Here is a 25601-nt window from a genome sequence, read left to right on the forward strand (position 1 = left end):
GGAACGAGAGGGCGAGGATCGCGGCGCCGGCGGCGATCGCGGCAGCCTGGATGTCGCTCGAGAAGAAGGGCTGGATCGTGAACTCGGCGCCGTTCGCCCCGTTCACGATGTTCACGATCGTCAGCACGACGAAGACGACCGCGACGACCAGCTGGATCGAGACGAGGATCACGTTCATGCTCGCCGCCAGCTTCACGCCGATCAGGTTGAGCACCGTGCAGATCCCGACCGTGAGCAGCACCCACACCCAGAACGGCACGTCCGGGAACACCGCCCCCATGTAGATCCCCGACAGGATCGCGTTGATCATCGGCAGCAGCAGGTAGTCGAGGGTGGCCACCCAGCCGACGAGGAAGCCGAGGTGGGCGTTGATCGCCTCCTTGGCGTAGGTGTAGGCGGATCCCGCGATCGGGAAGAAGCGCACCATGCGCGAGTAGCTGAACGCCGTGAACAGCACCGCGATCATGACGACGAGGTAGGCGAGCGGCACGTGGCCGTCGGTCTCCTCGGCGACGATGCCGAACATGTCGAACACGGCCATCGGGGCCATGTAGGCGAGGCCGATGAACACGAGATGGCGCAGCTTGAGCGAGCGCTTCAGCCGCCCCGGCTCGTGGGCGACGGCGTGGGCGATCTGATCGTCGCCCACGGCTACTCCGGAGCGGGAGGGGAGGGTGGTCATGTGATTTCCTTCACTTCGTCGTGGTTGCTACCTGTCATCCTGCGTGCGCGAGATGCTCAATGGAAACGCGCCAGCGTTTTCCGCATCTCGCGGTGGCGCCCACGGTGCCAGAGCGAGTCGCAGGATCGCGGCTGCTCGGTGGAGATCCTGCGATCCGCTTCGCGGCCGCAGGATGATGGGGCGGTGTCAGTGGCTGTGGCAGTGGTGGTCGGCGGCCGGCTCGCTGCAGCTCTGCCCGGCGCCGGCCGGGTCCTGCACGTTCGCGGCGGCCCGCGCACCGTCCATCTCGCCGCGGGCGTCGTGGATCGCGGTGCCGCCGACGACGGTCAGGTCGGCGCTCTGCTCGAGGATCTCGGCGGGCTCCATGCCGTAGAGGTCCCCCGACCAGACGACGACGTCCGCGAGCGCGCCGACCCGCAGGGCGCCGAGGGCGTCCTCGTGATGGAAGGCGTCGGCCCCGCCCTTCGTGTAGGCCTCGAGCGCGCGGTCGAGATCGAGCCGCTCCTCCGCGGTCCAGGCGTCCCGGCCGTCGAGGCGGGCGCGGGTCATGGCGCTGTACAGGCCGACGAGCGGATCCATCTCCCCCACCTGCCAGTCGCTCGAGAAGGTGACGCGCGCACCCGAGTCGATCATCGAGCGGAAGCGCCAGGCGCGGTTCCAGCGGGCCTCGCCCACGTTCTCCATCCAGGTGCCGGCCACGAGGTCGGGCGAGGCGTGCCGCGGCTGCATCGCCGCGACCACGCCGAGCTCGGCGAAGCGCGGCAGGTCCTCGGGGGCGAGGCACTCGACGTGCACGATCCCGTGACGCGCGTCGGCCCGGCCGCCTGCCCGCTGGGCGGCCTCGATCGAGTCGAGGGTGAGACGGATCCCCCAGTCGCCCGTCGCGTGCGTGTGCACCTGGTAGCCCAGGCGATCGAGCTCGACGAACAGCTTCGTGAACTCGGTGGGTTCAAGGCTCGTGTGGCCGCGGTGCCCCGGACGGTTGGCGTAGTCCTCGAGCATCGCGGCGGTGTGCGGCTCGATCACGTCGTCGGCGTAGAGCTTGACCGGGCCGAGCTTGAAGCGCTCGTGCTGCGGGGTCTCGCGGATGGCCTCGGTGATGCGGGCGCGGAAGTCGCCGTCGGCGCCCACCGGGTGGTAGATCGCGGCGATGGTGCGGCTCGTGAGCCGGCCCTCGCGCTCGGCACGGGCGAAGAGGTCGAGCTCGGCGAGCGGCACCTGGGGTTCGACGACCGTCGTGATACCGAAGCGGGCGGCCATGTCGAGGCTGTTCGCGATCTTCGCGTAGCGGCGATCCGGCGAGTACATGGGGATGTCGCGCTGCAGCTCGGCGAGGCCGTCGATCGTCATCGCGCTCGTGTAGAAGTCGGTGACCCAGCCCGTGGGCTCGCCCGTCGCGGGGTCGATCTCGGGGTTGCCCCAGGCGATGTCGCCGCCGTTCAGGATGCCGAGCCTGGCGAGGGCGGGGCGGTTGAGCCAGACCGAGTGCTGGTCGTAGGTCGTGATGAACACCGGCCTGTCGGTGACGCCCACCAGGTCGTCGGCGTTGGGGCGGCGGCCCTCGACCACCGAGTAGAGCGCGTTCTCGGCGCAGATCCAGTCGAGCGCGGGATGGGTCTCGGCGAACTCGGCGATGCGGGCGCGCACCACGTCGAGGCTCTGCACCTGGTCGAGGCTCACGGCGAGGTCGTCGAAGCCGAGCAGCAGGTGGTTGTGGGTGTCGGCGACGCCGGGCGTGAGCAGACGGCCCTCGAGCTGCACCGTGCGCCGGGCGGCCGGCGCGTCGGCGGCCGGGCCGACGTAGCTGATGCGGTCGCCGGTGACGCCGAGCGCCTCGGCCCAGGGCTGCTCGGGATCGAAGGTGCGGATCCTTCCACCGGTGAAGAGGGTGTCGACGGCCATGTCAGCTCCAGGGATCGGGCCCGGGATCGTGCCGCGGGCAAGTTCTTTCACTCCAGAGTAAATTAATTTACTCAAATGTCAAGAAACTCCCCCTCGCGCGGATCCGCCCTGCGGCCCGCTCCCGCCCCAGAGCAGAACGCGACTCCCACCGGGAAGACGGGCGGGACCGACGCGAACGGCGCACGGCGGCTCGGAGCCCTGGCATACTGACTGTCATGGCCCGACCGAGCACGCAGCAGCAGCGCCGCAGAGAAGTCGTCGACGCAGCCCTCGCGGCGGCGGCGGCGCACGGACTGCGCAACCTGTCGCTCACCGACGTGGCCAATCAGGCCGGCGTCACCCGGGGCGCGCTGCTCTACTACTACGAGGATCTCGAGGCGATCCTCGTCGAGGCCCACGCCGCCGGCATGCGCCGCGTGGGCGAGGAGCGTGCGGCGCTCGTGGCGCAGCAGCGCGGCGCGGCGCGGAAGCTCGGGACCGCCATCACCGCCGGTCTCCCCGAGGGCCCGGACGACGCGCTCATGCGCCTGCTCTACGAGTTCGACGTGCTCGCGGGGAAGTCGCCGCTGCACGACGAACTCGTGCAGCGGCTCTACCGCGAGCAGCTCGCCCTCTACCGCGGGATCCTCGAGGAGGGCGCGGCCTCGGGCGAGTTCCGGCTCACCGGCCCCCTCGAGGACGTCGCGATGAACTTCGTGGCGCTCGAGGACGCCTACGGCCTCCACATCGTGGCCGGCGGCAGCATCACCCTCGCCGACGCCCAGCGCGCGATCCGGCTCTTCGCCGAGCAGTCGGGCGCCCCGCTCGCCGCAGAGGGCTGAGCGGGGCGGGCGCGTCTCGGCTACGCCGCCGTCGTCTCCGCTGCGGCCTCGCGCGCGCGGAGGTCCCGGCGCATGATCTTGCCCGAGCTCGACTTGGGTATCGCTTCCACGAACTCGACGCGGCGCACCTTCTTGTAAGGGGCGACCCGCTCGGCGACGAACGCCATGACCTCGTCGGCGCCGAGCCCGCTGTCCGGAGCCGCGACGACGAACGCCTTCGGCACCTCCTCGCCGTCCTCGTTCCGCACCCCGATGCACGCGACGTCCATGATCTCCGGGTGCGACAGCAGCAGCGCTTCGAGCTCCGCGGGGGCGATCTGGTAGCCCTTGTACTTGATGAGCTCCTTCACCCGGTCGACGATGGTGAACGAGCCGTCGGCGCGATGCACCGCGACATCGCCGGTGTGCAGGAAGCCGTCTGCGTCGAGGGTCTCAGCCGTCGCGTCCGGGCGATCGAGATACCCGAGCATGACGTTCGGGCCGCGTACCCACAGCTCCCCCGGCCGGTCGTCCTCGGTCACCTCGGCGCCGGTCGCGACGTCGACGAGCCTGGCCTGCTGGTTCGGCAGCAGGACCCCGATCGAACTCACCGGCAGATCGGTGCGCTGCGGCGGGATGACGTGCGACACCGGGCTGAGCTCCGTCATCCCGAATCCCTGCAGCATCCGCGCGTGGATGCGGCGCGAGGCCGCCTCGCCCGTCTCCCCGTCGAGCGGCGCCGCTCCGGAGAGCAGCGTCCGCACGCTGGAGATGTCGAAGTCGTCCACCACGGGGTGCTTCGCGAGCGCGACCGCGATCGGCGGCGCGATGAACACGTAGGTGCAGCGGTGCTCCTGGATCGCGGTCAGGAACGCGACCAGGTCGAACCTCGGCATCGTCACGAGCGCGGCCCGGGCGCGCAGCGCCAGGTTCAGCAGCACCGTCATGCCGTAGATGTGGAAGAACGGCAGCACCGCGAGCACACGATCGTCGCGTTCCACATCGATGACGGGTCCGCACTGGGACACGTTCGCGACGAGGTTGCGATGCGTGAGCATGACGCCCTTCGGCACCCCGGTCGTGCCCGAGGAGTAGGGCAGCACCGCCAGATGGGTCGCCGGATCGAAGGAGACCTCGGGCGGCCGCTCCCCCGCCGACAGCAGGTCCCCGAGGGAGGGGTGGCCCTCGGCCCCGTCGAGCACGATCAGCCGTTCGTCGGAGATCCCGGCCGCCGCCGCCGCGATCCTCGCCTGCGGGAGCAGCTGCGAGACCGTGATCAGCCACTCGGCTCCGGCATCTCCGAGCTGCTTCTCGATCTCCCCGGCGGTGTAGAGCGAGTTCAGCGTCGTCACGACCGCCCCGAGCCGGAGTGCGCCGTGGAAGACCGTGGCGAAGGCCGGGGCGTTCGGGCAGAGCAGACCGACGACCGTGCCGAGGCCGGCGCCCCGGGCCGCGAGCGCTCCGGCGAACGCGTCGATCTGAGCGGCGAGCTCGCCGTAGCTCGTCTCGGCCCCGGTCGCGGAGTCGATGAGCGCGGTGCACGAGAGCTCCTCCGGCTGCAGGGAGCCGAAGAGGAACTCATGGACGGAGACGTCCGGAATCTCGACGTCGGCGTACGGGCTGGTGTACATGGTGACCTCCTGGTCCGGCGGTCGTCCTCGACCGCCTCAGCGGGGATGTGTTCAGGCGCGCGGGGCCAGGGATTCGGACTCCGCGGTCGCAGCCGCGGGCGCCGTCCCGGACGGGACGTTCTCGGCCGCGGCGAGATCGATGCTCGGGACGGGGCGCCGGAATCCCCGGGTGAGCACGGCGAGGACGACGAGTCCGAGCACGACCCAGGCGCTGCCGATGCCGAGCGCCAGCGGGCTGAGATTCGCCAGCAGGAACAGGTCGACGACCGCTCCGACGATCGGGACGAGGATCCACCCGATGACTCCCCCGGCGGTGCGCGGACGGTCGGACGCCCGCCGCCACAGCACGATCACGCAGACGTTCGCGGTCGCGAACGCGAGGAACGCCCCGAAGTTGATGAGCGAGGTCGCGTCGCCGACGGTGAAGAACTGCCCGGCCACGCCGATCACCGCGATGATCAGGAGACTCGCGACCGGGGTGCGGAAGCGGGCGGAGAGCCGGCCGAAGATCCGGCGCGGCAGGACGCCGTCGCGACCCATCACGAACAGCAGCCGGCTGCCGCTCGCCTGCACCGCGAGGCAGGACGCGATGGTTCCGATCAGCATCGCCGCGTTGACGAATCCGGCGAACACCGGGCCGCCGATCACGCCCATGATCTCGAATCCGGCGGTGTCCGGCGCCGCGAAGTCGAATCCGGGATGGGCCCACTGCAGCACGAAGGCGACGAGGATGAAGATGCCGCCGCCGATGAGGACGACTGCGACGATGGCCCGGGGCACATTCCGCCTCGCGTCCTTCACCTCCTCGCTGAGGGTCGACACCGCATCGAATCCGAGGAAGGAGTAGGCGGCGACCGCGGCTCCGGCGACGACGGCGGGCAGTGCCAGATCGGCGGGGAGCAGGGCCGGCGCGACCGCGTGGCCCGCGCTCGCCGCGAACACCGTGCCGCCGATGACGGCGGCCGCGACGGCCAGGAGCACGATGACGAGCAGCACGCGGTTGAGCCCGTCCGCGAGGCGCAGCCCGATGACGTTCACGACGGTCGTGACGGCGATGATGACGAGCCCCCACCCCCAGGACGGGAGGAACGGGAACTGGGCGGAGATGTAGAGGCCCGTGATCAGCCAGGCGACCATCGGCAGGAACAGATAGTCGAGCAGGATCACCCAGCCGGCGAGGAAGCCGGCGTGCGAGCCGAGCGTGCCGCGCGCGTAGGTGTAGATCGAGCCCGAGGCGGGGAAGGCCCGCGCGAGCTTGCCGTAGCTGAGCGCGGTGAGCAGCATCGCGACGGTGGCGACGGCGTAGGCGAGCACCGTCGCCCCCTCGGACAGCACCGCGATCACCCCGAAGGTGGCGATGACGATGGCCGGCGCCATGTAGGAGACGCCGAAGATCACGAGCCCCGAGTACGAGAGCTGCGGAACGAGGCGGTTCGAGCCGACGATTGCGCCGGCGTCGTGCTGAGCGGTCATCGCGAAGGCCACCAATCCCGAGAGGTCCACAGGCCGAGTTCGGCCTCCGCTGCTGCGCCGATCCGGAAGGCGGTCGCGTCGTCGTAGGGGCGGCCGACGATCTGCACCCCGGTGGGGAGGCCGTTGGGCGCGCGTCCCGACGGCACGGAGAGCACCGGCACGCGGCCCACGATGTTGAAGGGCATCGTCATCATGGCGTCGAGCATCGCCGGGGTGTCGGTGCACGGATCGTCCGCGGCGAACCCGGTGTTCGCGAGGGTCGGGCACAGGAGCGCGTCGTAGTCCTCGAACAGCTCGCCGAGCGGGCGGTAGAAGGCGTTCTCGCCCACGAGCCCCTCCGCGTAGCCGATCCGGGGCGCGGCCGCGCGCCCGACGAAGGCCCGCGTGTACGGCATGAGCCGGGCGGCCCGCTCCGGGTCGCCGTCGATGAGGGACTCGACCGACGCCCCCATGATCGCGTTGAAGTGCGCCCACAGGAGCTCGGACATCTGCTCCGAGGTCCAGGGCAGCTCCACCTCCTCGACCACGGCTCCGGCGCCGCGGAGCGCATCGGCGAACGCCAGGGTGTTGGCGATCACGACCGGGTCCGGATCGAAGGCGCCGAGCGCGAGGCTCAGCGCGATCCTCGTGCCGGCGAGGCTGCCGGCGACGGGGGCGAGCACGGGATTGTCGCGGAGCGAGGCCTGGTCGCCGCGCCACCGGCCGACGATCACGTTCTGCAGCGCGGCGACGTCGGCGACGGAGCGGCCCATCGGACCGTCGGCGCAGTAGGAGTCGGCGTTGAACGGCGCGATGCCGGGAACGCGCGCATAGGGCGGCTTGAAGCCGACCGTGCCGCAGTAGGCGGACGGGATCCGGATCGAACCGGCGATGTCCGAGCCCGTCGCGAGCACGGCGGTGCCCGCGGCGAGCGCGGCGCCGGAGCCGCCGGAAGAGCCCCCGGGTGAGAACTCGGGATTGTGCGGGTTCCGCGTCACGCCCCACAGCTCGGTGTGCGTGACCGCTGCGGCGCAGAACTCGGGGGTCGTCGTCCGGGCGTGCACGACGGCGCCGGCTCCGTAGACGCGTTCGACGACGGGATGCGTGATCTCGGCGACGGCCCCGCGGCAGAGGAGCGATCCGTCCTGCTGGAGCCGCCCGGCGATGGGCTGCTCGTCCTTGAGCGCGAGCGGGATCCCCTCGAGCGGGCGCTGCGTCCCCTCGCGGAATCGCCGCTCCGACTCGCGGGCGGCGGTGCGGGCCTCGTCGCGCAGCCGCTCGGTGAACGCGTTGATCACCGGTTCCACGGCGTCGGCGCGGGCGAAGACCTCGTCGAGGAGCTCGACCGGCGAGAGCTCGCGGCGCTCGAACAGTCCGGTCGCCTCGGCGGCGGTGAGATAGATCGTCATCGGCATCCCTCCTGAGGCGCTGCGTTGCGCCTCCGTACAGTGTACGAAAACTACACTACAAGAATGAGCCCACGTCAAGACCCCGATCCGCAACCGCTTCGTCAGAGCGTGCCGCTCTCCCGCAGGATCATCACCGACGCGGCGATCTCCTACATCGAGCGGCACGGCGTGGAGCGCCTGTCGATGCGCCATCTCGCCCGGGAGATCGGCTGCGGCACCATGAGCCTGTACTCCTACGTGCAGAACCGCGACGACCTCACCCGCGCGATCGTCTCGGAGCTCATCGCGCGCAGCCGGCTCCCCGAGATCGCGGCGCACGACTTCCCGTCGTGGCAGCAGCTCGCCCGCGACCTCTGCTCCGCGTACCGGGACCTCGCCTTCGCCTATCCGCGCTCCCACGAGCTCCTCGGCCTCGCGCCCTACGAGGTCGAGCCCGTGGCCTCGCATCTCCACGGGCTCCTCGCCGCGATCGAGCGCGCGGGGCTCACCGCCGAGCGGGCGGCCGAGGTCTTCAGCGCGCTCGACGCCTATCTCACGGGATACTTCGCGGTGAGCGTCCGCTCGGCGGTCGAGGATCGGCACCCGACCACCGAGCGCGACCTCGCGCTGCAGCGGCTCCGGGCGCCCGAGCTCTTCGAGCGCGGGCTGGAGGTCTTCATCCTCGGGTTCGAGCAGGAGTTCGCCCGGCGGGACGCGGCCTAGCGCTCCGAGATTCCGCCGGCGTGCTCCCGGTCATCCTGCGCGCGCAGCACGACCGGCTCCGCCGCGACCGCCCGGCGGAACCGCTCACTCGAGCGGCCCGAGCCAGGTCGAGGGATCGGTGCTCGGATCCCCGCTGCGCCCCCGCACCTTCGCGGCGCGCATGTCATCGGCGACCGCCCGGGCGCTCCCGAACGGGCACGCGTCGAGGTGCGCCTCGACGGCGTCGACGTCGGCCTGGAGCTTGTCCTGGCTGAGCTTGCGCGCGGCGGAGATCTCGTCGATCTCGATCCGGAAGGAGACGACGCCGCGGGCGAGCGACGCGAGATCCTCCCGGCTCATGGTGCTCGTCGACCACCCCGACCCCATCGCGCCGACCTCGTTGTGCCGCACGGTGCGCTCGAGCACACCCGGGTTGTCCGCCGCCGGCAGGCGCCGGTACCGCCCCCGCACGTGCACGGCCGTGTAGTTCCAGGTCGGCACGTCGGGCTCCGCACGGTACACCCCCGGGGTGATGTAGCTGTGGGGGCCCGAGAACACGACGAGCACCTCGGCCCCGTCGGGGATGCCGGTGAGCAGGGCGTTCCGGATCGCGCCGTGCCCCTCGAGCACACGATCCGCTCCCTCTCCGACGAGCTGGAACGGCAGGTGCGCCGCTCCGAGGGCTCCGCCCGAGATGCCGACGAGCACTCCGAACGGGTGCCGTCCGATGAGGTCCTCCGCGAAGGCGGGGTCCTCGATCTGGAATTCAACCGGCTGGTACACGGGTCCTCCTCGACGCCACGAACTGTTTCGTACACTGTACCGAGCGGGGCGCGGCGTCGCCACCGGTACGCCGCAGCCGGGCTCAGCGGTAGCGGAGCAGGCCGCCGTCGCGCGTCTCGATGAGCCGCCGGGTCTCGTTGAGCAGTCTCGACGAGGACGTCGCACGTGTCCGGTCCCGCGCCCCGAGTCCCAGCAGGATCGCGTCCACGAGCAGGAGCGGCATGAGCGTCTCGCCCGTCAACCCGCCGGGCGAGGCGGCGAGGTCGATGATCACGGCCATCCGCTCCCTCACCTCCGGCGGCAGACCCGAGGTGACGAGCAGCACCGGCACGCCGAGCCGCTCCGCGCGGTCCAGGATGACCTCGATCTCGCGGAAGAGCCGCCCCGGGCAGAACACGACGACGCAGTCGCCCTCGCGGAGCTGCATGAGGTCGTCGGCGATGTCGAATCCCATGCCCCCGATGTGCCGCGCGATCAGGCCGAGGCGGGAGAACTTCTTCGCCGCGTACTCCGCAGCGGTGCTCGACACACCCGTGCCGAAGGTGAAGACGCTCCGGGCCTCGAACAGGCGGTCGATGAACGCCGTGAGCGCCTCCGCGGGCACCAGGCCCAATGTCGTCTCGATGCGCTCCACCGCATCGACGCTCACCTGCCCGAGCAGATCGTGCTCGGGATCCCCCTGCGCGGCCTGCAGCCGCCGTTCGAGCCGCGTCGCGGGATGGACGACCGGCGACATGCTCAGCCCGATGCTGCGCTTCAGGTCCCCGAGCCCGGAGTAGCCGAGGGTCTTCGCCGTCCGCACCACGGTCGCGTCGCTCGTCCGCGCCTGCCGGGCGATCCGCTGGGCGCTCAGGTAGAGCACGTGCTCGGGGTTCTCGCCGATGAACGTCGCCACCCGGCGCTCCGCCGGGCTGAGCTCCCCCTCGAGAGCCGCGATCCGCTCGGACAGCGTCGCCGCGCCGTCGGGGACCGGGGTCGGCGCAGCGTCAGTCATGTCGTCCTTCCGAGTCCCGTCGCCGCGCGAGCGCCCGCGCGAAGAAGTCCGTCACCGCCGGAACCATCTCATAGGCATTATGTCCGACGCCGGGCACGATCGCCTGCTCGCTCGCGATGCCGTGCGCCGCGAAGTCGTCCATGAGCGCCCGCATCTTCTGCTGCCGGTTCGTTCGCTCGTCGTTCACCCCGGCGAGGTAGAAGGGCGAGTCGGGGCCGGTCGCGATCTCCCACGTCTCGGTGTCGAGCCCGCCGATGAGCATCTGCACGGCGACGTCGCGCATCGCCTCGAGCCGGATCCCTCGCCCGAGCACCTCCTCGAGGTTCCGCGTGCCGATCGGCCAGTCGCGGGTCTCGTCTACGAGCGTGACCACTCCCGGGGCTCCGATCGAGATGGCGTGCAGGCGATCCGGGTGCCGGTAGTAGAAGCGGTGCGTGAAGTGCCCGCCGCCCGAGAATCCGCCGAGCATGAAGCGGTCGACGTCGACTCGGTACAGCGCCGCGACCTCGTCGACCATGCTCAGCAGGATCTCGTCGAAGCGGATCCCGTGGAACTCGAGGTACTTGTAGCTGTGCAACTCGCCGGGCTCGATGATCCCGACCGGGAAGAGCGGAGCGAGCACGATGCACCGGTGCTCGTTCGCGAACGCGGTGAAGAGGTCGCGATAGGCCACCGGGTTGCGCTCCGTGCCGTGGACCAGGACGAGCAGGTCGAGCCGCTCGTCGCCGTCCTCTTCGTACCCGTCGGGTACGGCGAGGCAGTACGAGAATCGCTGATCGGCCTGCGCCGCGAAGAACGGCGTCTGCCCGAAGTGGTAGTAGCTGAGGTCTCGGCCGTGGCCGGGGGTGGTGCGCATGCGTGACTCCTTCGTTCGGGTTCAGAGGGTGTGGTCGGGAAGTTCGGCGCCCTGGAAGCCGGCGGCGGCATAGGGGTGCTGCGACGGCGGACCGGCGCTCACCCACAGGAGGCCCGCCTCCGGCTCGGCGATGACCCCGCAGACCGTCATGTACTCGCCGAACTCGTGCCGGTCGTCGGACTGCACGGAGATGGCGTTCTCCGGATCCTGCCGATCGCGCATGATCTCGGCGATCCTCTCGCGGCCCACCGGACCCGAGGCGGGATCCGAGAGCTCGGCGATCCGGCGATACCGGATCTCGGAGTTGCGCAGGCGGTCGCCGACCGAGCGCTCCTCGCCGCGCAGCTCCTCCGAGAGGTAGTGGTTCGAGTGGAAGATCCGCCCCCGTTCGGGGAGCAGCCGGGTCATCCGGTCGGGGGTGTTCTCCAGGTCGACGGCCCTGCCGCCGCCCTGCAGGAGCAGGTTCCGCGACGACGCGCGATCGAGGGACTCGACGGCGGCGATCGCGGAGTCGAGGTCGCGGTGCTGCAGGGCCAACCGGGTGAACAGATACCGCGGGTACCCGGTGCGCCAGCCCTCGCAGGTCAGGAAGTTCGCGAAGGCCGAGAGCCCGGCGTCGTTGATCCCGATGTAGGAGATCTGCCCGGCCGGCACGACCATGAGGATCGCCGGTCCGCCCGTGGGACGGAACTCGACGACCACGAGGAGGTCCCGGTACATGGCGGGGAGATCGGCGTTCTGCCCGGTGAACGTGGTGCCGGTGGCGGTGGCCTCGGGCTCGAAGGCGAAGGTCGTGCACTCGTTGGAGGCTTCGAGATCCCCGACGAGGTCGGCGTAGATCTCCGCCCGGAGCTGCAGGAGGTACGCCTCGCCGAGCGAGATCCCAGCCCCGTCGGCGAGACCGGCCAGCTCCTCGTCCAGGTCGGGCGACACCGCGCGCACCGCCTCCCGGTACTCGAGCGAACGATCGGCGGCGCGATCGGCCGGGATCCCGCTCGCCTCGAAACGCTCGCGGAGCCGGTCGAGATGGAGCCCGATCCCGTCGCGGCAGGACTCGCCGTACCGGCGGCCGATCTCCTCGGGCGACCCGGAGAAGGTGAAGCGCGGAAGATGGACGGTCATGAGGACTCCTGAACGGTCGAGAGGTGGTGGCAGGCGACGGATACCGGGCCGTCGCCGGGAAGCGGAACGAGTTCGGGCTGCTCCGCCGCGCAGAGCTCCGTGGCGAAGCGGCAGCGTGTGCGGAAGCGGCAGCCGCTCGGCGGGGTGACGGGGCTCGGGATCTCGCCGCCGAGCACGATCCGGTCGCGCACGGCGTCCGCTTCCGGATCCGGCACCGGGATCGCCGAGCGGAGAGCCCTCGTGTACGGGTGCTGCGGGCGCTGGATCACGTCTTCAGCCCGTCCGAGCTCGACGATCTGCCCGAGGTACATCACGGCGATCCGGTCGCTGATGTGCCGCGCGACGGACAGGTCATGGGTGATGAAGACGTAGCTCAGCCCCAGGTCGCGCTGCAGGTCCGTGAGCAGATTGATGATCTGCGCCTGCACGGAGACGTCGAGCGAGGCGATCGACTCGTCGAGCACCAGGAACTCGGGATCGCAGGCGAGCGCCCGGGCGATGCCGACGCGCTGCCGCTGCCCGCCGGACAGCTCGAACGGCAGGCGGTCCGCGAACGAGGGCTGCAGCCGGACGAGTTCGAGCAGCTCCGCGACGCGATCCGGGATCTCCCGGGCCGGAAGACTCCGGTGCACGCGGAGCGGCTCGGCGATCGAGCCGCCGATGCTGACCCGCGGGTTGAGCGAGGTCTGCGGATTCTGGAAGACGAGCTGGGCGCGACGGCGCTCCGCCGGAGTCGGCGGACGATCCGGATCCGAGTCCCCGATCCGGATCGAACCGGCGGTGGGCGCTTCGAGCCGCACGAGCATCCGTCCGAGAGTGGACTTGCCGGATCCCGATTCGCCGACGAGGCCGAGGGTCTCTCCCCGCCTGACCTCGAGGGTGACTCCGGAGACCGCGTGCACGTTGCCCACCGTGCGGCGCATGATCCCGCCCTTGATCGGGTACTCCTTCGCGACGTCCTCGACGCGGACGAGGACGTCCGGTGACGCGTTCGTCATGATGCGGCCTCCTGGTGTGCGGGCCGGCGGTCGGCCGCCGGCCTGAGCGGGTGGATGCAGGACGCGCTGTGACCGGGGCCGATCCGCACCGCGGGCGGCAACGCCTCGCGACAGCGGCTCGAAGCCAGGGGGCAGCGGTCCGCGAAGCGGCAGAGCGGCTCCGATTCGGTGACGGTCGGGAGTCCTCCGGGGATCGGCTCGAGCCGCTGCGAGGGCCGGTCGATGCGCGGCAGCGATGCGATGAGCCCCGCCGTGTAGGGATGCGCGGGGCGGAGCAGCACCTCGGCCACCGGCCCCTCCTCGACCAGCCGTCCCGCGTACATGACCGCGATCCGGTCGACGAGTCTCGCGATGACGCTGAGGTCGTGGGTGATCCAGATGACCGCCATGCCCAGCTCGGCGCGGAGTCCCATCACCAGATCGACGATCTGCGCCTGCACGGTGACGTCGAGCGCCGTGGTCGGCTCGTCCGCGATCAGGAGCTCCGGTTCTCCGATCAGCGCCAGCGCGATCATGATCCGCTGCAGTTGACCGCCGGAGAACTGGTGCGGGTAGGAGCCGAGGCGCTCGCCCGGATTCGAGATCCCGACGCGCTCGAGCATCGCGACGGTCCTCGCCGTGATCGCGCCCCGGCGCCGCTCGCCGTGGGCCCGGAGGACCAGCGCGAACTGCTTGCCGATCGTGAGCGTCGGGTTGAGCGCCGTCATCGCGTCCTGGTAGATCATCGCGACGCGGTCGCCGCGGATGCGGCGGGCGCGCGGGTCCGCTCCGATCAGCTCGATGCCGTCGAAGCGCGCGGAACCGGACAGACGGACGCCCGTGCGCGGGAGCAGCCCCATGAGTGCGAGCGAGGAGACCGACTTCCCGGACCCGCTCTCCCCCACGATCGCGAGCGCCTCGCCGCGGGCGAGTTCGAGGCTGACCCCGTCGACGGCGACGAGCGGGCGGCCCTCCGAGCGGAACTCGACTCCCAGCCCGTCGATGCTGAGCAGCGATTCAGGCATCAGTTCCTCCTCCGTCGCGGATCGAGCGCGTCCCCGAGACCGTCGCCGATGTAGTTCACGGCGAGGGCGACGAGGAAGATCATGAGCCCCGGGAAGAAGCCCCGCCACCAGTGCCCCTGGGTGATGACCGACTTCACCGACTGGTTCAGCAGCGCGCCCCAGGTCGACTCCGGCGGCTGGAAGCCCATGCCGAGGAACGACAGCGCGGACTCCGCGAGGATCGCCGCGGCGATCCCGAGGGTCGCGGTGACGACGATCGGGGTGATCGCGCCGGGCAGCACGTGCACGGTCGCCAGCCGGAGGTCGCGGGCCCCGAGCCCCCGGGCGGCGGAGACGAACTCCTGCTGCTTCTCCGCGAGGCAGGCGGCGCGCACGAGTCGCGCCGTGTTCATCCAGCTGAACAGGGCGATCGAGATGACGATGGCCCAGAAGCTGGGCCCGATGAGCGTGACGAGCAGGATCACGACGAAGAGCGCCGGAAGGGAGTAGAAGACGTCGACGATCCGCATGAGCAGGTTGTCGACGATGCCGCCGCAGTACCCGGCGATGGCGCCGATCGTGACGCCGAGGACGAGCGAGGCGATGACCGCCGCCGCCGCGACCGAGAGCGTGAGACGTCCGCCGGTCAGCACCCGGGACAGCTGATCGCGCCCGAGTTCATCGGTCCCCATCCAGTGGGTGAGCGACGGCGCCTGGTTCTTGGCGGCGAGGTCGACCCCCTCCGGGGCGAACGGGACGAGGAACGGCCCGATCACGACGGCGAGCACGATGACGAGGAGGGTGATCGCGCCCGCGACCGCGAGCCGGTGCTGCATGAAGCGGCGCAGGAAGCCTGCGGGACGGGAGGTGCGCGGGCGGACGCGTGCGACGGCCGCGCCCACCGCGCCGGTGGTGGGGCTAGGCATAGCTGATCCTCGGGTCGAGTCGCGCGTAGACGAGGTCCGCGACGAGATTGGCGATGACGACGAGCAGGGCCGCGATCATGAGCAGCCCGAGCAGCACCGGGTAGTCCCGCTCGTTGGCCGACTCGATGAAGAGGCGCCCCATCCCGGGGAGCCCGAAGATGGTCTCGGTGATGACCGCGCCGAGGAAGATCTCCGGGATGCTGAGGAGCACCACGGTCGTCACGGGAATGGCCGCGTTCTTCAGGGCGTGGCCGACGATGACCGTGCGCTCTGCGAGTCCGCTGCCCCGCGCCGTGCGGATGTAGTCCTGCGCGAGCACGTCGAGCATCGACGAGCGCACGTACCGGGTGAGGCTCGCGACGCTCACGAGGCTCAGCACGGCGACCGGCAGGATCAGGTGGCGGATCCGGTCGATCACGCCGTCGAAGCCGGTGTAGCCCGCACGCAGGTCCTGCAGGCCGGAGGCGGGGAGCCACCCGAGCTGGAACGAGAACACGTAGACGAGCATCAGCGCGAACCAGAAGCTCGGGGTGGCGAGTCCGATGAACGAGAGGCCGGTGGTCGTGTAGTCGAAGGCCGACTGGCGGTTGACCGCGGCGACCACGCCGATGACGAGTGCGAGCACCGTCGACAGCAGGAAGGCGAGCCCGGAGACGGTGAGGGTGACCCCCACGCGCTCCCCGATCACCTGCAGCACCGGTTGCCCGGTCTTGAACGACTCGCCCCAGTCGCCCGTGACGACTCCCCCGATCCACCGCAGGTACTGCACCGGGATCGGATCGTTCAGCCCGTACTGCTCGCGGATCTTCGCCATCTGCGCCGCGGCCGCCGGGTTGGAGCCGCCCTCGCCCACGGAGAGCGGCCCGCCCGGTGTCATCTGCAGGAGCGCGAAGACGATGATGCTGATCGCGATGAGCAGCGGCACCGCCTGCAGCAGGCGACGGATCAGGTAGTCAGCCATCGCTGCCCGCTCCGGCGACCTCCCAGTTCGCAATGCTCTCCGACGTCCAGGCGCCGAACCAGGAGCCGGTGTCCACCCCCGTCAGCCGCGAGTTCCAGGCCATCCCGTTGATCCCGGCGTAGAGCGGGATCGCGACCCGCTCCTCCGTGAACAGGGTGTCGATCTCGCCGAGGATGGCGCTCCGCTTCTCGGCGTCCATCTCGCTCGACGCCTCCTGCACGAGCCGGTCGTAGTCCGCATTGCTCCACCAGCTCGCCGAGATCCCCGACGGGTTGTCATCGCTCGGGATCGAGGCCGTCGTGAACTGCGAGATCCAGGTCGTGGGATCCGGGGCGTAGCCGTCGCGGGACATCGCCAGGTCGAAATCGCCGGTCGCGAGGAGACCGCCCTGATCGCGGCTGTCGAAGAGCCGGTTCGAGGGGACGTTCTCGATCTTCACCTCGATGCCGATCTCGGCCAGGTTCTGCTGGATGAGCTGCTGGTACAGCTCGCGGACGTGGTCGCCCGCGATGGTCTGGAACTTCAGGCTGGCGCGCACGCCGTCCTTCTCGCGGACGCCGTCGGACCCGAGTGCCCAGCCGGCGTCGTCGAGCGCCTTCGCGGCGGCGTCCGGATCGAACGCGGCCGGTTCCGAGGGCACCGACCCGACGCCGGAGTAGAGGAAACTGCCGGTGAGGGACCCGAAACCGCCGAGCACGTCATCGATGATGGCTTGCCGGTCGATGCCCCGGTCGATGGCCTCGCGGATCGCGGGATCGCCGAGGACGGGGTGGGGCGTGCCGAGTTCACCGCCGTCGCTGTGGTTCAGCCAGAGCCACTCGACGAACCAGGGCTCCTCGCTGATGCTGGTGGTGATCGGCGCGCCATCCGCCTCCTGCTGGGTGAGGTTCTCGAAGTCGGCGCCGGTGAAGAAGAACACCGAGTCGTACTCGCCGCCGGCGAAGGCCGTCATGGTGGACTCGCGATCCGGGGTGATCTTGACGGTCACGCCGTCGAGCTTGGGCAGTTCCGGGTCGACCCAGTAGTCGTCGTTGCGGTCGAGGGTGATGCTGTCGCCGGACTTCCACTCCTCGAGCACGAACGGCCCGGTGCCGAGCGGGAGCCGCACCTGCGGATCGCTCTCCTCGATCGCCGGGGAGTCGAACTCGTGCTCGGGCAGGGTCACCTGGAACAGGTTGAGGAACGAGGGAGTGGGGGTCGAGAAGGTGACCTCGAGCGTCTGCGGGTCGATCACCCGAGTGGCCTCGATGGCGCCGTACTCCGGGTCGGTCACGATCAGCGAGGCGGGATCCTGGACCGCCGCGACGGTGAAGGCGAGATCCTCGGCGGTGAAATCCTCGCCGTCGGACCAGGTGACGCCCTCCTTGATCGTGAAGGTGACCGTCTTGCCGTCCTCGGAGATGCCGCCGTTGTCGAGCGTGGGGATCTCCGCGGCGAGCCACGGCTCGTACTCCCCCGACTCCGAGATCATGAACATCGGCTCCTGCACGAGGGCGCGGGTGAGTTCGGCGCCGCTCTGGGAGGCGAAGAGGTAGTTCAGCACCCCGGGCTCCTGGACCAGGGCGATGAGCGCGCGATCGCCGCCGCTCCCGCCCGAGGATGCGTTGCCCGCGGGGGCGCAGGCGACCATGCCCAGGCCGAGCGTCGCGGCGGCGACGGCCGCACCCGCGCGAAGCGCGCGGCCGCGGAGGGATGTCCGAATAGGGCGTTTGGAGTTCATCGTCGAATCCTTGCGTCGAAGCGGTGTCGTACAGTCGTACGCTTGTAGCAGATACTACAGACTAGCATTTAGTAGCGCAAGCACTACAACGGTTTCCCGGCGCGACGAAAAAGGCGACCCGGGGTCTCCCCCGGGTCGCCTCGATGCTCGACGGCTGCGTCAGTACCGCTCGCCCACCCGCACCGAGTAGCCGGCGTCGCGCAGGGCCTGGGCCACGGCGTCGCCGTGCTCGTGGCCGCGGGTTTCGATGTGCAGTTCGAGCTCCACCTCGCTGACCGGCAGCTCGGTCGCGTGACGGGTGTGGATCACCTCGACCACGTTCGCGTTCTGCGATGCCACGATCGACGCCGTCCGCACCAGCTGGCCGGGAACGTCCGGCAGCAGGATGCGCAGCTTGAGGTATCGCGCCGACGCGGCGAGGCCGTGCCCGATCACGCGCTGCAGCAGCAGCGGATCGATGTTGCCACCCGAGAGGATGGTCGCCGTGACGCCGCTCGCGTGCGCCTTGCCCGCGAGGATCGCGGCGACGCCCGCCGCGCCGGCCGGCTCGACGACCAGCTTGGCGCGCTCGAGCAGCATGACGATGGCGCGCGCGATGTCGTCGTCGCTCACCGTCACGACCTCGTCGACGTACTCGCGCACCATCTCGAAGTTGAGCTCACCCGGGCGGGCGACCGCGATGCCGTCGGCGATCGTCGGCCGCGTCTCGATGGTGACGGGCCGGCCGGCCTTGAGGGAGGACTTGAAGGGCGCGGCGTTCTCGGACTGCACGCCGATGATGCGCATCGGCCGACCCGCGCGCGCGGCGTGCTGCTTGGCCGCCGCCGCCACACCCGAGATGAGCCCACCGCCGCCGATGGGCACGATGATCGTCTCGATCTCCGGGGCCGCCTCGAGGATCTCGAGCGCAACGGTGCCCTGCCCCACGATCACCGCGGGATCGTCGAACGGCGGCACGAAGAGCGCACCGGTCTCCTGGACGAACTGCTGCGCCGCCCGGTTGGTCTCGTCGAAGGTGGCGCCCTCGAGCACCACCTCCGCGCCGTAGCCCCGGGTCGCCTGCAGCTTGGGCAGGGCCACGCCGAGCGGCATGAAGATGGTGGCCTTGATCCCGAGCTCTCGCGCCGCGAAGGCCACACCCTGCGCGTGGTTGCCGGCCGAGGCCGCGACGACTCCCCTGGCCCGCTCCTCGTCCGACAGCTGCGTGAGGCGGTTGTAGGCGCCGCGCAGCTTGTACGCACCGGTGCGCTGCAGGTTCTCGCACTTCAGGTAGACCTTCGGCACCCCCAGGATCTCGGCGAGGTACCGCGACGACTCCAGCGGTGTGCGCTGGGTCACCCGGTGCACGACGTCGATCGCGCGTTCGAAGTCCTCCAGCACGAGGGCCGGCTGAGCCTCGGTCATGACTGTCCTTCCTTGCGCTGCCGCCTGGCGAGCGCGCGGGCCCGGTGACGGGCCCGGTGATGTATCTTCTCCCGCCGGTGGTAGTCGGCGACGGGATCCGAACCGGATTCCCACTGCCTGCTCACCAGCGTGTTGACGATGGAGTTGGCCGACGCCGCGATGGGAACGGCGAAGAGGGCGCCCGGGATGCCCGCGAGCAGCGCGCCCGTCGAGACGGCGAGCACCACGCCCAGCGGGTGCACCTTGACGGCGCTGCCCATGACCAACGGCTGCAGCACGTGGCCCTCGATCTGGTTGACGAGGATCACCACGCCCAGCATGATGAGCGCGTTCACTGGCCCGTTGTAGACGAGCGCGATGAATGCGGCGAGGGCGCCGGTGGTGATGGCGCCGAGGAACGGGATGAACGATCCCAGGAAGACGAGGATCGCGATCGGGATCGCGAGCGGCACGCCGAGCAGGGCCGCGCCGGCGCCGATGCCGACGGCGTCGACGAAGGCGACGAAGATCTGCACGCGCACGTACTGGCCGACCGAGATCCAGCCGGCGCGGCCGGCGGCGTCGACGGGGGCGTGCGCCTTCGCGGGCAGGAAGCCGACCACCCAGAACCAGATGCGCTTGCCGTCGATGAGCATGAAGATGAGGGAGAAGACGGTGAGCAGCGCGCCGGTGATGAGCTGACCCGCGGTCGTCGCGACGCCGAGCGCCCCGCTCCAGATCTCGGACTGGTGCCCCTCGATGGTCTTCCAGATCTGGCCGGTGAAGGTCTCGATCTCCGCCGCCGAGATCCCGAACGTCGCCTCGGCCCAGTGCAGGGCCTCCCACCAGACCTCCTCGGAGCGTCTGGCCACGTCCTCGAAGCCGTTGCGCAGCTGCGTGGTGATGAGGGTGATGAGGATCCACACCGCGGCGCCGAAGATCGCGAGGGCGGTCACCACGCCCAGCCAGCGCGGAGCGCCCTGGCGCTCGAACCACTGCACGACGGGAGCGAGCAGAGCGGTGAGCAGGATGGCGACGAGCAGCGGGATCACGATGATGCGCACCTGCACCACGAGCCACAGGAAGCCCGCCAACGCGAGCCCGATCAGGATCAGCCGCCACGACCACGCGGCGGCGACCCTCACACCGAGCGGCAGCTCGTGCGCGGCGTCGTCGGCCGGTTCCGGTGCGGGGCCCCGGGCCTCGCTTCTGCGCTCTTCCACGGCACAATCCTACTCACGACAGCATGTCGGTTCGGTGATACCCCGCTCGGTCACATGAGCCGGCGCAGCCAGCGGCGCACGAGCGTGTTCTTCTGCGCGGTGAAGGGCGGCATGATGGTCGGGCCCAGCGTGTCGGGCGCGAGGGGTTTCGAGAGCACGGCCTTCTCGTGGCTGAACACGCGGAAGGAGCGCTCGCCGTGGTAGGCGCCCATGCCGCTCTCCCCCACCCCGCCGAACGGCAGCTCGGGCGCCACGAGGTGCAGCACCGGCACGCCGAAGTTCAGCGCGCCCGAGCTGGTCTCGCGCTCCCAGCGCCTCCGGGTGCCGTGATCCTCGCTGAAGACGTAGGCGGCGAGCGGCTTGTCCCGCCCGGTGACGAAGTCGAGGGCGTCGTCGAGATCCGCGACCTCGACGAGCGGCAGGATCGGCCCGAAGATCTCGTCGCGCATCACCGCGGAGTCGCGCGAGACGCCGGACAGCACCGTGGGCGCGATGAAGCGGCTCGCGGCGTCGTGGTCGCCGCCGACCTCGACCCGGCCGTCGTCGAGGTAGCCGCGCAGGCGCTCGAACTGGGCGTCGTTGACGATGCGCCCGTAGTCGGGGTTGCGCGCGCTGGCGCTGCCGTAGAGCTCGTGCACGGCGTCGCCGATCGCCGGGGCCAGGCGCTGCAGCACCTCCGGCCGGCCGAGCACGTAGTCCGGGGCCACGCAGGTCTGGCCGGCGTTCATGAACTTGCCCCAGGCGATGCGCTTGGCGGTCTCGGCGAGCGGCGCGGTCTCGTCGACGTACACGGGCGACTTGCCGCCGAGTTCGAGGGTGATCGGCGTGAGGTGCTCGGCGGCGGCGCGGGCCACGATGCGGCCCACGCGCCCGTTGCCGGTGTAGAAGATGTGGTCGAAGCGCTGCTCGAGCAGCGTCGTGGTCTCGGCCACGCCGCCCTCGATCACGGCGACGGCGCGCCGATCCAGCGCGTCCGGTACCAGACGGGCGACGAGCGAGGAGATCGCCGGCGCGAGCTCGCTCGGCTTGATCACGACTGCGTTGCCGGCCGCGAGCGCACCGACGACGGGTGACAGCGCGAGCATCAGCGGGTAGTTCCAGGGGGCGATGACCAGTACCACGCCCAGCGGCTCGGGGACGACGCGCGCGGCCGCCGGCTGGGCCGCGAGGGGCACCCCCACCCGTTCCGGGCGCATCCAGCGGGAGAGGCGCCGCAGCGCGTGGTCGATCTCGGCGACGAGGAAGCCGATCTCGGTGAGCTGCGCCTCGGTGCCCGACTTGCCCAGGTCGTCGTGCAGCGCGCGTTCGAAGTCGTCGCCGCGTTCGATGAGCAGGGTGCGCAGTCGTTGCAGCTGCTCCCGCCGCCAGCGCTCGGGGCGGGTGATCCCGCGTTCGAAGCCGTGCCGCAGGCCGGCGACGAGGCCGGGGATCCGATCCGTGTGGTCGCTCATGCGCCCACCCTACCTGCGCGAGAGGCAAGAGCGACGCGGAGCGTCGCGATCCTCTCGCGAACTCGCCGCACACGGCGGCGCACCAACACGGGCGACGCGGAGCGTCGCGATCCTCTCGCGAACCGGGCTCCGCTCAGCCGGCGGGTCGAACCGCGATCACCAGAAGTGCAGCGCCGGGATGATGAGGAAGATCCCCACGAGCACCACGAGCACCGACAGCCCGAAGCAGGCGTTGGCCGCGATCGTCGCCCACCGGGGGCGGCCGATGTCGTCGACGTCGTCGTCCTCGTCGTCGCGCGAGGGTCCGTTGGGCGCGAAGGTGCCGTCCTCGAGGCGCACCGGCGGCGCCGGGGTCGCGAGGAAGCGGATCCCGAGCGAGTACAGGGTGACCACGAACACCGCCGAGAGCAGGGCCGCGGCGAAGACGATCAGGAACGCCATCCAGTCGATGTTCATCGTGCACTCCCCCGCTCCGCGTCGTCGGTCCGGCCCGCGAGCTCGGCCGCCTGCGCCTCAGCCGCCTGCGCCTCGCGCGCCGCCTTCTCGGCCTCGCGCGCCGCGATGTCGTCGCGCACGGCCGACTGCGCCACCGGGGTCAGCGGCGGGATGGTGCCGGTCTTGGTCTTGAGGGGCTTCACCTTGCCCTTGCGGATGCGCACGGCGTATCCCGACTCCGCCACGTCGGGCACCGGGATCGCGTTGGAGTGGTCGACCTTGTTGCGCTTGGATCGCCAGAAGATGAAGAGGATGAAGCCGAACCCGAGCACCGCGTCGATGAGGATGCCGACGGGACCGATGTGGGCGATCAGCGCCGCCACCGCGGCGACCGCGCCCGAGGCGGGAAGGGTGAAGAGCCAGCCGAGTCCGATGCGGCCCACCGCGCGCCAGCGCACGCTCGATCCACGGCGACCGAGTCCCGAGCCGATGACCGAGCCGGAGGCGACCTGCGTCGTCGAGAGCGCGAAGCCCAGGTGGCTCGAGGCGAGGATCGTGGCGGCGGTGCTCGTCTCCGCGGCGAAGCCCTGCGCCGGCTTCACCTGCGTGAGGCCCGCGCCGAGGGTGCGGATGATGCGCCAGCCGCCCGAGTAGGTGCCGAACGCGATCGCCAGGGCGCAGGCCGCGATGACCCAGAAGTGGGGGCCGGTGCCGGGCTCCTGCAGGTTCGCGGCGACGAGCGTGAGGGTGATCACACCCATCGTCTTCTGCGCGTCGTTGGTGCCGTGGGCCAGTGCGATGAGCGACGACGAGGCGATCTGGGCGTACCGGAAGCGGCCGCGACCGTCCTTCTTGCCGTCGTGGCGGCGGGTGATGGCGTAGGCCACGCGGGTCGCCGTGAAGGCGACGATGCCGGCGGTCAGCGGGGCCGCGAGCATCGGGATCAGGATCTTCGAGAGGAAGACGCCGCCGTTGATCGCGTTGATGCCCGCGCCGACGATCGCAGCGCCGATGAGGCCGCCGAAGAGCGCGTGCGAGGAGCTCGAGGGCAGCCCGTAGAGCCAGGTCAGCAGATTCCAGACGATGGCGCCGATCAGGCCCGCGAAGATCATCTCCGGCGTGATGAGCACTCCGCCGTCGCCCTCGTTGATGAGCCCGCCCGAGATGGTCTTGGCCACCTCCGTCGAGAGGAAGGCGCCGACGAGGTTGAGGATCGCGGCGAGCAGCACCGCGGTCTTCGGCTTCAGCGCCCCCGTCGCGATGGGGGTGGCCATCGCGTTGGCGGTGTCGTGGAAGCCGTTGGTGAAGTCGAAGAAGAGCGCCAGTGCGATGACCAGCAGCACGATGAGGGTGATTTCCACCGGCGTCTTTCGTTCGGGATCAGAGGTCCTTGGAACACCCGCGAAGTCACCTGCCGTTCACCGATTTCCCGGTGCCCGGAGATGGCCGCTGGCGCGCCGTATTCATGGTTTCACCTCGATTCCGGGAGGTCAAGCTGAGGCACCCCCGTTCACCTTCCGTTTACCCGAGAACGCGCCCGGACCGCACCGGGCCGTGCATCCCCTCCCGGGGCGCCGCTCCGGCCCGCTCCCGGCGGGGTCGCTCTCGGCCCGCTCCCGAGCGCCGGGGATAGGCTTGCCCCACATCGACATCGAGGAGGCGGCATGAGCACCGCGGATCTGAACGACTTCGTCCCCGAGCAGGGAGCGGTCACCATGTTCTCGACCGACTGGTGCGGGTACTGCAAGCGCCTCAAGCTGATGCTCGACAAGACCGGCATCGGCTACACGGTGGTCAACATCGAGGACACCCCCGGCACCGAGGAGCTCGTGAAGTCGGTCAACGGCGGCAACGCGGTCGTGCCGACGCTCGTCTTCCCCGACGGCACCACGGCGACGAACCCCTCCCTGCCGGAGGTGCAGGCCCGGCTCGGATAGCCGCCACCGCCCCGACCCCCATTCGCGCGTCAGTAGATGTCACCAAGAAGGCTTCGAGGCGACGACTGCTGACGCCCGTAGCGGAGGGGATCCCGACGAGCCAGGATCGAAGAGCGCAGGATCCCGACCCCGCGCTCGATGACGGTCGACGGCACTCGACGCCACGCGCGGTCGAGCGAGCGGGGCTCAGCCGAAGTTGAGGCGGAACTCCTCGTAGCGCGCGTCCGGCACGGTCTTGAGCCGGCCCACGGCCTCCTCGAGCGGCACCAGCTCGATGCGATCGCCGTGCAGGCCGGCCATGGTGCCCCACCGGCCGGCGTGCGCGGCGTCGGCCGCGGCGATCCCCGTCCGCGTCGCGAGCACCCGGTCGAAGGCGGTGGGCGATCCCCCGCGCTGCACGTGCCCGAGCACCGTGGCCCGCGTCTCGATGCCGGTGCGCTGCTCGATGAGCGGTGCGAGCAGTTCGGCCACCCCGCCCAGCCTCGGGCGCCCGAATCCGTCGAGTCCCTCGCGGGTCACCTCGCCCGCGGAACCCTCGAGCGCGAAGCCCTCGGCCACGACCACGAGCGAGGAGCGTCCGCGGTCCCGCACGCTCAGCACCCACTCGCAGATCTGCTCGATCGATTCCGGGTGCTCCGGGATGAGCGTCACCTGAGCACCGCCGGCCATGCCCGCGTGCAGCGCGATCCATCCGGCGTTGCGCCCCATCACCTCGAGCACCATGCAGCGGCGATGCGACTCGCCGGTGGTGCGCAGGCGGTCGATCGCCTCGGCTGCGATCGAGACCGCGGTGTCGAAGCCGAAGGTGTAGTCGGTGCCCCCGAGGTCGTTGTCGATGGTCTTGGGCAGGCCGATGGCGCGGATGCCCGCCTCGGTCAGCAGTTTCGCGACGGTCTGCGTGCCGTTGCCGCCGATCAGCAGGAGGCCGTCGAGCCCGTACTCGGCCATACGATCCCGGATCACCTGCAGATCGGCCTCGTCGCCCCGCCCGCCGATGAAGGGCTGCACCCGGCTGGTCCCGATGATCACGCCCCCGAGGGGCGAGATGCCGCGCACCGCGGGGCGATCCAGCGGCACGAGATCGGCCTCGTGGAATCCGCGCCAGCCGTCCATGAATCCGACCATCTCGAAGCCGTGCACCTCGACGCCCCGCAGCACGGCGCCGCGGATCGCGGCGTTCATACCGGGGCTGTCGCCGCCGGAGCAGAGCACACCAATGCGCATGAGTCTCCTCGTCCGTCTCGCTCGGCGCCCCGGGCAAGCGGGGTCGCC

At 70.6% G+C, this 25601-nt stretch carries 23 protein-coding genes; 3 read left to right on the forward strand and 20 right to left on the reverse strand.

The window, feature by feature from the left end; all coding sequences use genetic code 11:
• Together ACWKZU_RS13715 and ACWKZU_RS13720 are read right to left on the reverse strand one after the other, a co-directional pair.
• Positions 1 to 682, reverse strand: a 682-nt coding sequence (locus tag ACWKZU_RS13715) for an APC family permease (RefSeq protein WP_449282890.1), incomplete at its 3' end; no start/stop codon positions are given.
• Positions 683 to 868: 186 nt separating this feature from the next.
• Positions 869 to 2584, reverse strand: a complete 1716-nt coding sequence (locus ACWKZU_RS13720; RefSeq protein WP_449282891.1) for an amidohydrolase — start codon at positions 2582 to 2584, stop codon at positions 869 to 871.
• 215 nt (positions 2585 to 2799) lie between these two features.
• Here ACWKZU_RS13720 and ACWKZU_RS13725 point away from each other — a divergent pair, with 215 nt between their 5' ends.
• Entirely contained in the window at positions 2800 to 3405 is a 606-nt protein-coding gene (locus ACWKZU_RS13725; protein ID WP_449282892.1) for a TetR/AcrR family transcriptional regulator, read from the forward strand.
• 20 nt (positions 3406 to 3425) lie between these two features.
• Here ACWKZU_RS13725 and ACWKZU_RS13730 read toward each other — a convergent pair whose 3' ends face one another.
• Genes ACWKZU_RS13730 through ACWKZU_RS13740 form a run of 3 tightly spaced genes read right to left on the reverse strand, consistent with a single transcriptional unit; the run spans position 3426 to position 7876 of the window.
• Positions 3426 to 5015 (reverse strand): AMP-binding protein, encoded by a 1590-nt coding sequence (locus ACWKZU_RS13730; protein ID WP_449282893.1) that lies wholly within the window; start codon positions 5013 to 5015, stop codon positions 3426 to 3428.
• Between the two features lie 51 nt (positions 5016 to 5066).
• Positions 5067 to 6488, reverse strand: coding sequence for an APC family permease (locus tag ACWKZU_RS13735; RefSeq protein WP_449282894.1), 1422 nt, complete (start codon positions 6486 to 6488; stop codon positions 5067 to 5069).
• Positions 6485 to 7876 carry an amidase gene (locus ACWKZU_RS13740; protein WP_449282895.1) on the reverse strand — a complete coding sequence of 464 codons (1392 nt, stop codon included), beginning with the start codon at positions 7874 to 7876 and terminating at the stop codon, positions 6485 to 6487. Before ACWKZU_RS13740 ends, ACWKZU_RS13735 begins: the two co-directional genes overlap by 4 nt.
• A gap of 63 nt (positions 7877 to 7939) precedes the next feature.
• On the opposite strand from ACWKZU_RS13740, the gene ACWKZU_RS13745 reads away from it, so the two are divergent.
• Positions 7940 to 8578: a TetR/AcrR family transcriptional regulator gene (locus tag ACWKZU_RS13745; protein ID WP_449282896.1), complete on the forward strand. Its 639-nt coding sequence runs from the start codon at positions 7940 to 7942 to the stop codon at positions 8576 to 8578.
• Positions 8579 to 8662: 84 nt separating this feature from the next.
• Here ACWKZU_RS13745 and ACWKZU_RS13750 read toward each other — a convergent pair whose 3' ends face one another.
• From ACWKZU_RS13750 to ACWKZU_RS13815, 14 genes are all read right to left on the reverse strand, one after another.
• Complete coding sequence (locus ACWKZU_RS13750; RefSeq protein WP_449282897.1) at positions 8663 to 9340, reverse strand: FMN-binding negative transcriptional regulator; 678 nt, start codon at positions 9338 to 9340, stop codon at positions 8663 to 8665.
• Positions 9341 to 9422: 82 nt separating this feature from the next.
• Complete coding sequence (locus tag ACWKZU_RS13755) at positions 9423 to 10334, reverse strand: MurR/RpiR family transcriptional regulator (protein WP_449282898.1); 912 nt, start codon at positions 10332 to 10334, stop codon at positions 9423 to 9425.
• Positions 10327 to 11190 (reverse strand): hypothetical protein, encoded by an 864-nt coding sequence (locus ACWKZU_RS13760; RefSeq protein ID WP_449282899.1) that lies wholly within the window; start codon positions 11188 to 11190, stop codon positions 10327 to 10329. Before ACWKZU_RS13760 ends, ACWKZU_RS13755 begins: the two co-directional genes overlap by 8 nt.
• 21 nt (positions 11191 to 11211) lie before the next feature.
• Positions 11212 to 12312 carry a C45 family autoproteolytic acyltransferase/hydolase gene (locus tag ACWKZU_RS13765; RefSeq protein ID WP_449282900.1) on the reverse strand — a complete coding sequence of 367 codons (1101 nt, stop codon included), beginning with the start codon at positions 12310 to 12312 and terminating at the stop codon, positions 11212 to 11214.
• The gene (locus ACWKZU_RS13770) at positions 12309 to 13310 is read right to left on the reverse strand and encodes an ABC transporter ATP-binding protein (protein WP_449282901.1); all 1002 of its coding nucleotides are present in this window, start codon (positions 13308 to 13310) and stop codon (positions 12309 to 12311) included. The genes ACWKZU_RS13765 and ACWKZU_RS13770 overlap by 4 nt, the downstream gene beginning before the upstream one ends.
• Positions 13307 to 14314, reverse strand: coding sequence for an ABC transporter ATP-binding protein (locus ACWKZU_RS13775; RefSeq protein ID WP_449282902.1), 1008 nt, complete (start codon positions 14312 to 14314; stop codon positions 13307 to 13309). The genes ACWKZU_RS13770 and ACWKZU_RS13775 overlap by 4 nt, the downstream gene beginning before the upstream one ends.
• Complete coding sequence (locus ACWKZU_RS13780; protein ID WP_449282903.1) at positions 14314 to 15219, reverse strand: ABC transporter permease; 906 nt, start codon at positions 15217 to 15219, stop codon at positions 14314 to 14316. The genes ACWKZU_RS13775 and ACWKZU_RS13780 overlap by 1 nt, the downstream gene beginning before the upstream one ends.
• Positions 15212 to 16180 carry an ABC transporter permease gene (locus ACWKZU_RS13785; protein WP_449282904.1) on the reverse strand — a complete coding sequence of 323 codons (969 nt, stop codon included), beginning with the start codon at positions 16178 to 16180 and terminating at the stop codon, positions 15212 to 15214. The genes ACWKZU_RS13780 and ACWKZU_RS13785 overlap by 8 nt, the downstream gene beginning before the upstream one ends.
• Positions 16173 to 17900: a peptide ABC transporter substrate-binding protein gene (locus ACWKZU_RS13790; RefSeq protein WP_449282905.1), complete on the reverse strand. Its 1728-nt coding sequence runs from the start codon at positions 17898 to 17900 to the stop codon at positions 16173 to 16175. Before ACWKZU_RS13790 ends, ACWKZU_RS13785 begins: the two co-directional genes overlap by 8 nt.
• 159 nt (positions 17901 to 18059) lie before the next feature.
• Positions 18060 to 19304, reverse strand: a complete 1245-nt coding sequence (ilvA, locus tag ACWKZU_RS13795; protein WP_449282906.1) for a threonine ammonia-lyase — start codon at positions 19302 to 19304, stop codon at positions 18060 to 18062.
• Complete coding sequence (locus ACWKZU_RS13800; protein ID WP_449282907.1) at positions 19301 to 20506, reverse strand: AI-2E family transporter; 1206 nt, start codon at positions 20504 to 20506, stop codon at positions 19301 to 19303. The genes ilvA and ACWKZU_RS13800 overlap by 4 nt, the downstream gene beginning before the upstream one ends.
• 50 nt (positions 20507 to 20556) lie before the next feature.
• On the reverse strand, positions 20557 to 21957 hold the full coding sequence (locus tag ACWKZU_RS13805; protein ID WP_449282908.1) for an aldehyde dehydrogenase family protein: 1401 nt from the start codon (positions 21955 to 21957) through the stop codon (positions 20557 to 20559).
• 156 nt (positions 21958 to 22113) lie between these two features.
• Positions 22114 to 22413 (reverse strand): hypothetical protein, encoded by a 300-nt coding sequence (locus ACWKZU_RS13810; RefSeq protein ID WP_449282909.1) that lies wholly within the window; start codon positions 22411 to 22413, stop codon positions 22114 to 22116.
• Positions 22410 to 23753, reverse strand: a complete 1344-nt coding sequence (locus tag ACWKZU_RS13815; protein ID WP_449282910.1) for an anion permease — start codon at positions 23751 to 23753, stop codon at positions 22410 to 22412. The genes ACWKZU_RS13810 and ACWKZU_RS13815 overlap by 4 nt, the downstream gene beginning before the upstream one ends.
• Before the next feature lie 303 nt (positions 23754 to 24056).
• On the opposite strand from ACWKZU_RS13815, the gene ACWKZU_RS13820 reads away from it, so the two are divergent.
• A complete protein-coding gene (locus ACWKZU_RS13820) occupies positions 24057 to 24329 on the forward strand; it encodes a mycoredoxin (protein ID WP_449282911.1) in 273 nt (90 codons plus the stop codon).
• 186 nt (positions 24330 to 24515) lie between these two features.
• Here ACWKZU_RS13820 and ACWKZU_RS13825 read toward each other — a convergent pair whose 3' ends face one another.
• Positions 24516 to 25553 carry a 6-phosphofructokinase gene (locus ACWKZU_RS13825; protein ID WP_449282912.1) on the reverse strand — a complete coding sequence of 346 codons (1038 nt, stop codon included), beginning with the start codon at positions 25551 to 25553 and terminating at the stop codon, positions 24516 to 24518.
• Between the last annotated feature and the right edge of the window lie 48 nt (positions 25554 to 25601).

It is taken from the genome of Leucobacter sp. (genome assembly GCF_053528595.1).

Bases quoted from the DNA above. Each gene is read 5' to 3' on its own strand.
- ACWKZU_RS13770 (WP_449282901.1), bottom strand. From the start codon at position 13,310: ATGACGAACGCGTCACCGGACGTCCTCGTCCGCGTCGAGGACGTCGCG.
- ACWKZU_RS13820 (WP_449282911.1), top strand. From the start codon at position 24,057: ATGAGCACCGCGGATCTGAACGACTTCGTCCCCGAGCAGGGAGCGGTC.
- ACWKZU_RS13765 (WP_449282900.1), bottom strand. From the start codon at position 12,312: ATGACCGTCCATCTTCCGCGCTTCACCTTCTCCGGGTCGCCCGAGGAG.
- ACWKZU_RS13760 (WP_449282899.1), bottom strand. From the start codon at position 11,190: ATGCGCACCACCCCCGGCCACGGCCGAGACCTCAGCTACTACCACTTC.
- ACWKZU_RS13730 (WP_449282893.1), bottom strand. From the start codon at position 5,015: ATGTACACCAGCCCGTACGCCGACGTCGAGATTCCGGACGTCTCCGTC.
- ACWKZU_RS13735 (WP_449282894.1), bottom strand. From the start codon at position 6,488: ATGACCGCTCAGCACGACGCCGGCGCAATCGTCGGCTCGAACCGCCTC.
- ACWKZU_RS13725 (WP_449282892.1), top strand. From the start codon at position 2,800: ATGGCCCGACCGAGCACGCAGCAGCAGCGCCGCAGAGAAGTCGTCGAC.
- ACWKZU_RS13805 (WP_449282908.1), bottom strand. From the start codon at position 21,957: ATGAGCGACCACACGGATCGGATCCCCGGCCTCGTCGCCGGCCTGCGG.
- ACWKZU_RS13745 (WP_449282896.1), top strand. From the start codon at position 7,940: ATGAGCCCACGTCAAGACCCCGATCCGCAACCGCTTCGTCAGAGCGTG.
- ilvA (WP_449282906.1), bottom strand. From the start codon at position 19,304: ATGACCGAGGCTCAGCCGGCCCTCGTGCTGGAGGACTTCGAACGCGCG.
- ACWKZU_RS13785 (WP_449282904.1), bottom strand. From the start codon at position 16,180: ATGGCTGACTACCTGATCCGTCGCCTGCTGCAGGCGGTGCCGCTGCTC.
- ACWKZU_RS13790 (WP_449282905.1), bottom strand. From the start codon at position 17,900: ATGAACTCCAAACGCCCTATTCGGACATCCCTCCGCGGCCGCGCGCTT.
- ACWKZU_RS13775 (WP_449282902.1), bottom strand. From the start codon at position 14,314: ATGCCTGAATCGCTGCTCAGCATCGACGGGCTGGGAGTCGAGTTCCGC.
- ACWKZU_RS13780 (WP_449282903.1), bottom strand. From the start codon at position 15,219: ATGCCTAGCCCCACCACCGGCGCGGTGGGCGCGGCCGTCGCACGCGTC.
- ACWKZU_RS13755 (WP_449282898.1), bottom strand. From the start codon at position 10,334: ATGACTGACGCTGCGCCGACCCCGGTCCCCGACGGCGCGGCGACGCTG.
- ACWKZU_RS13720 (WP_449282891.1), bottom strand. From the start codon at position 2,584: ATGGCCGTCGACACCCTCTTCACCGGTGGAAGGATCCGCACCTTCGAT.
- ACWKZU_RS13810 (WP_449282909.1), bottom strand. From the start codon at position 22,413: ATGAACATCGACTGGATGGCGTTCCTGATCGTCTTCGCCGCGGCCCTG.
- ACWKZU_RS13825 (WP_449282912.1), bottom strand. From the start codon at position 25,553: ATGCGCATTGGTGTGCTCTGCTCCGGCGGCGACAGCCCCGGTATGAAC.
- ACWKZU_RS13740 (WP_449282895.1), bottom strand. From the start codon at position 7,876: ATGACGATCTATCTCACCGCCGCCGAGGCGACCGGACTGTTCGAGCGC.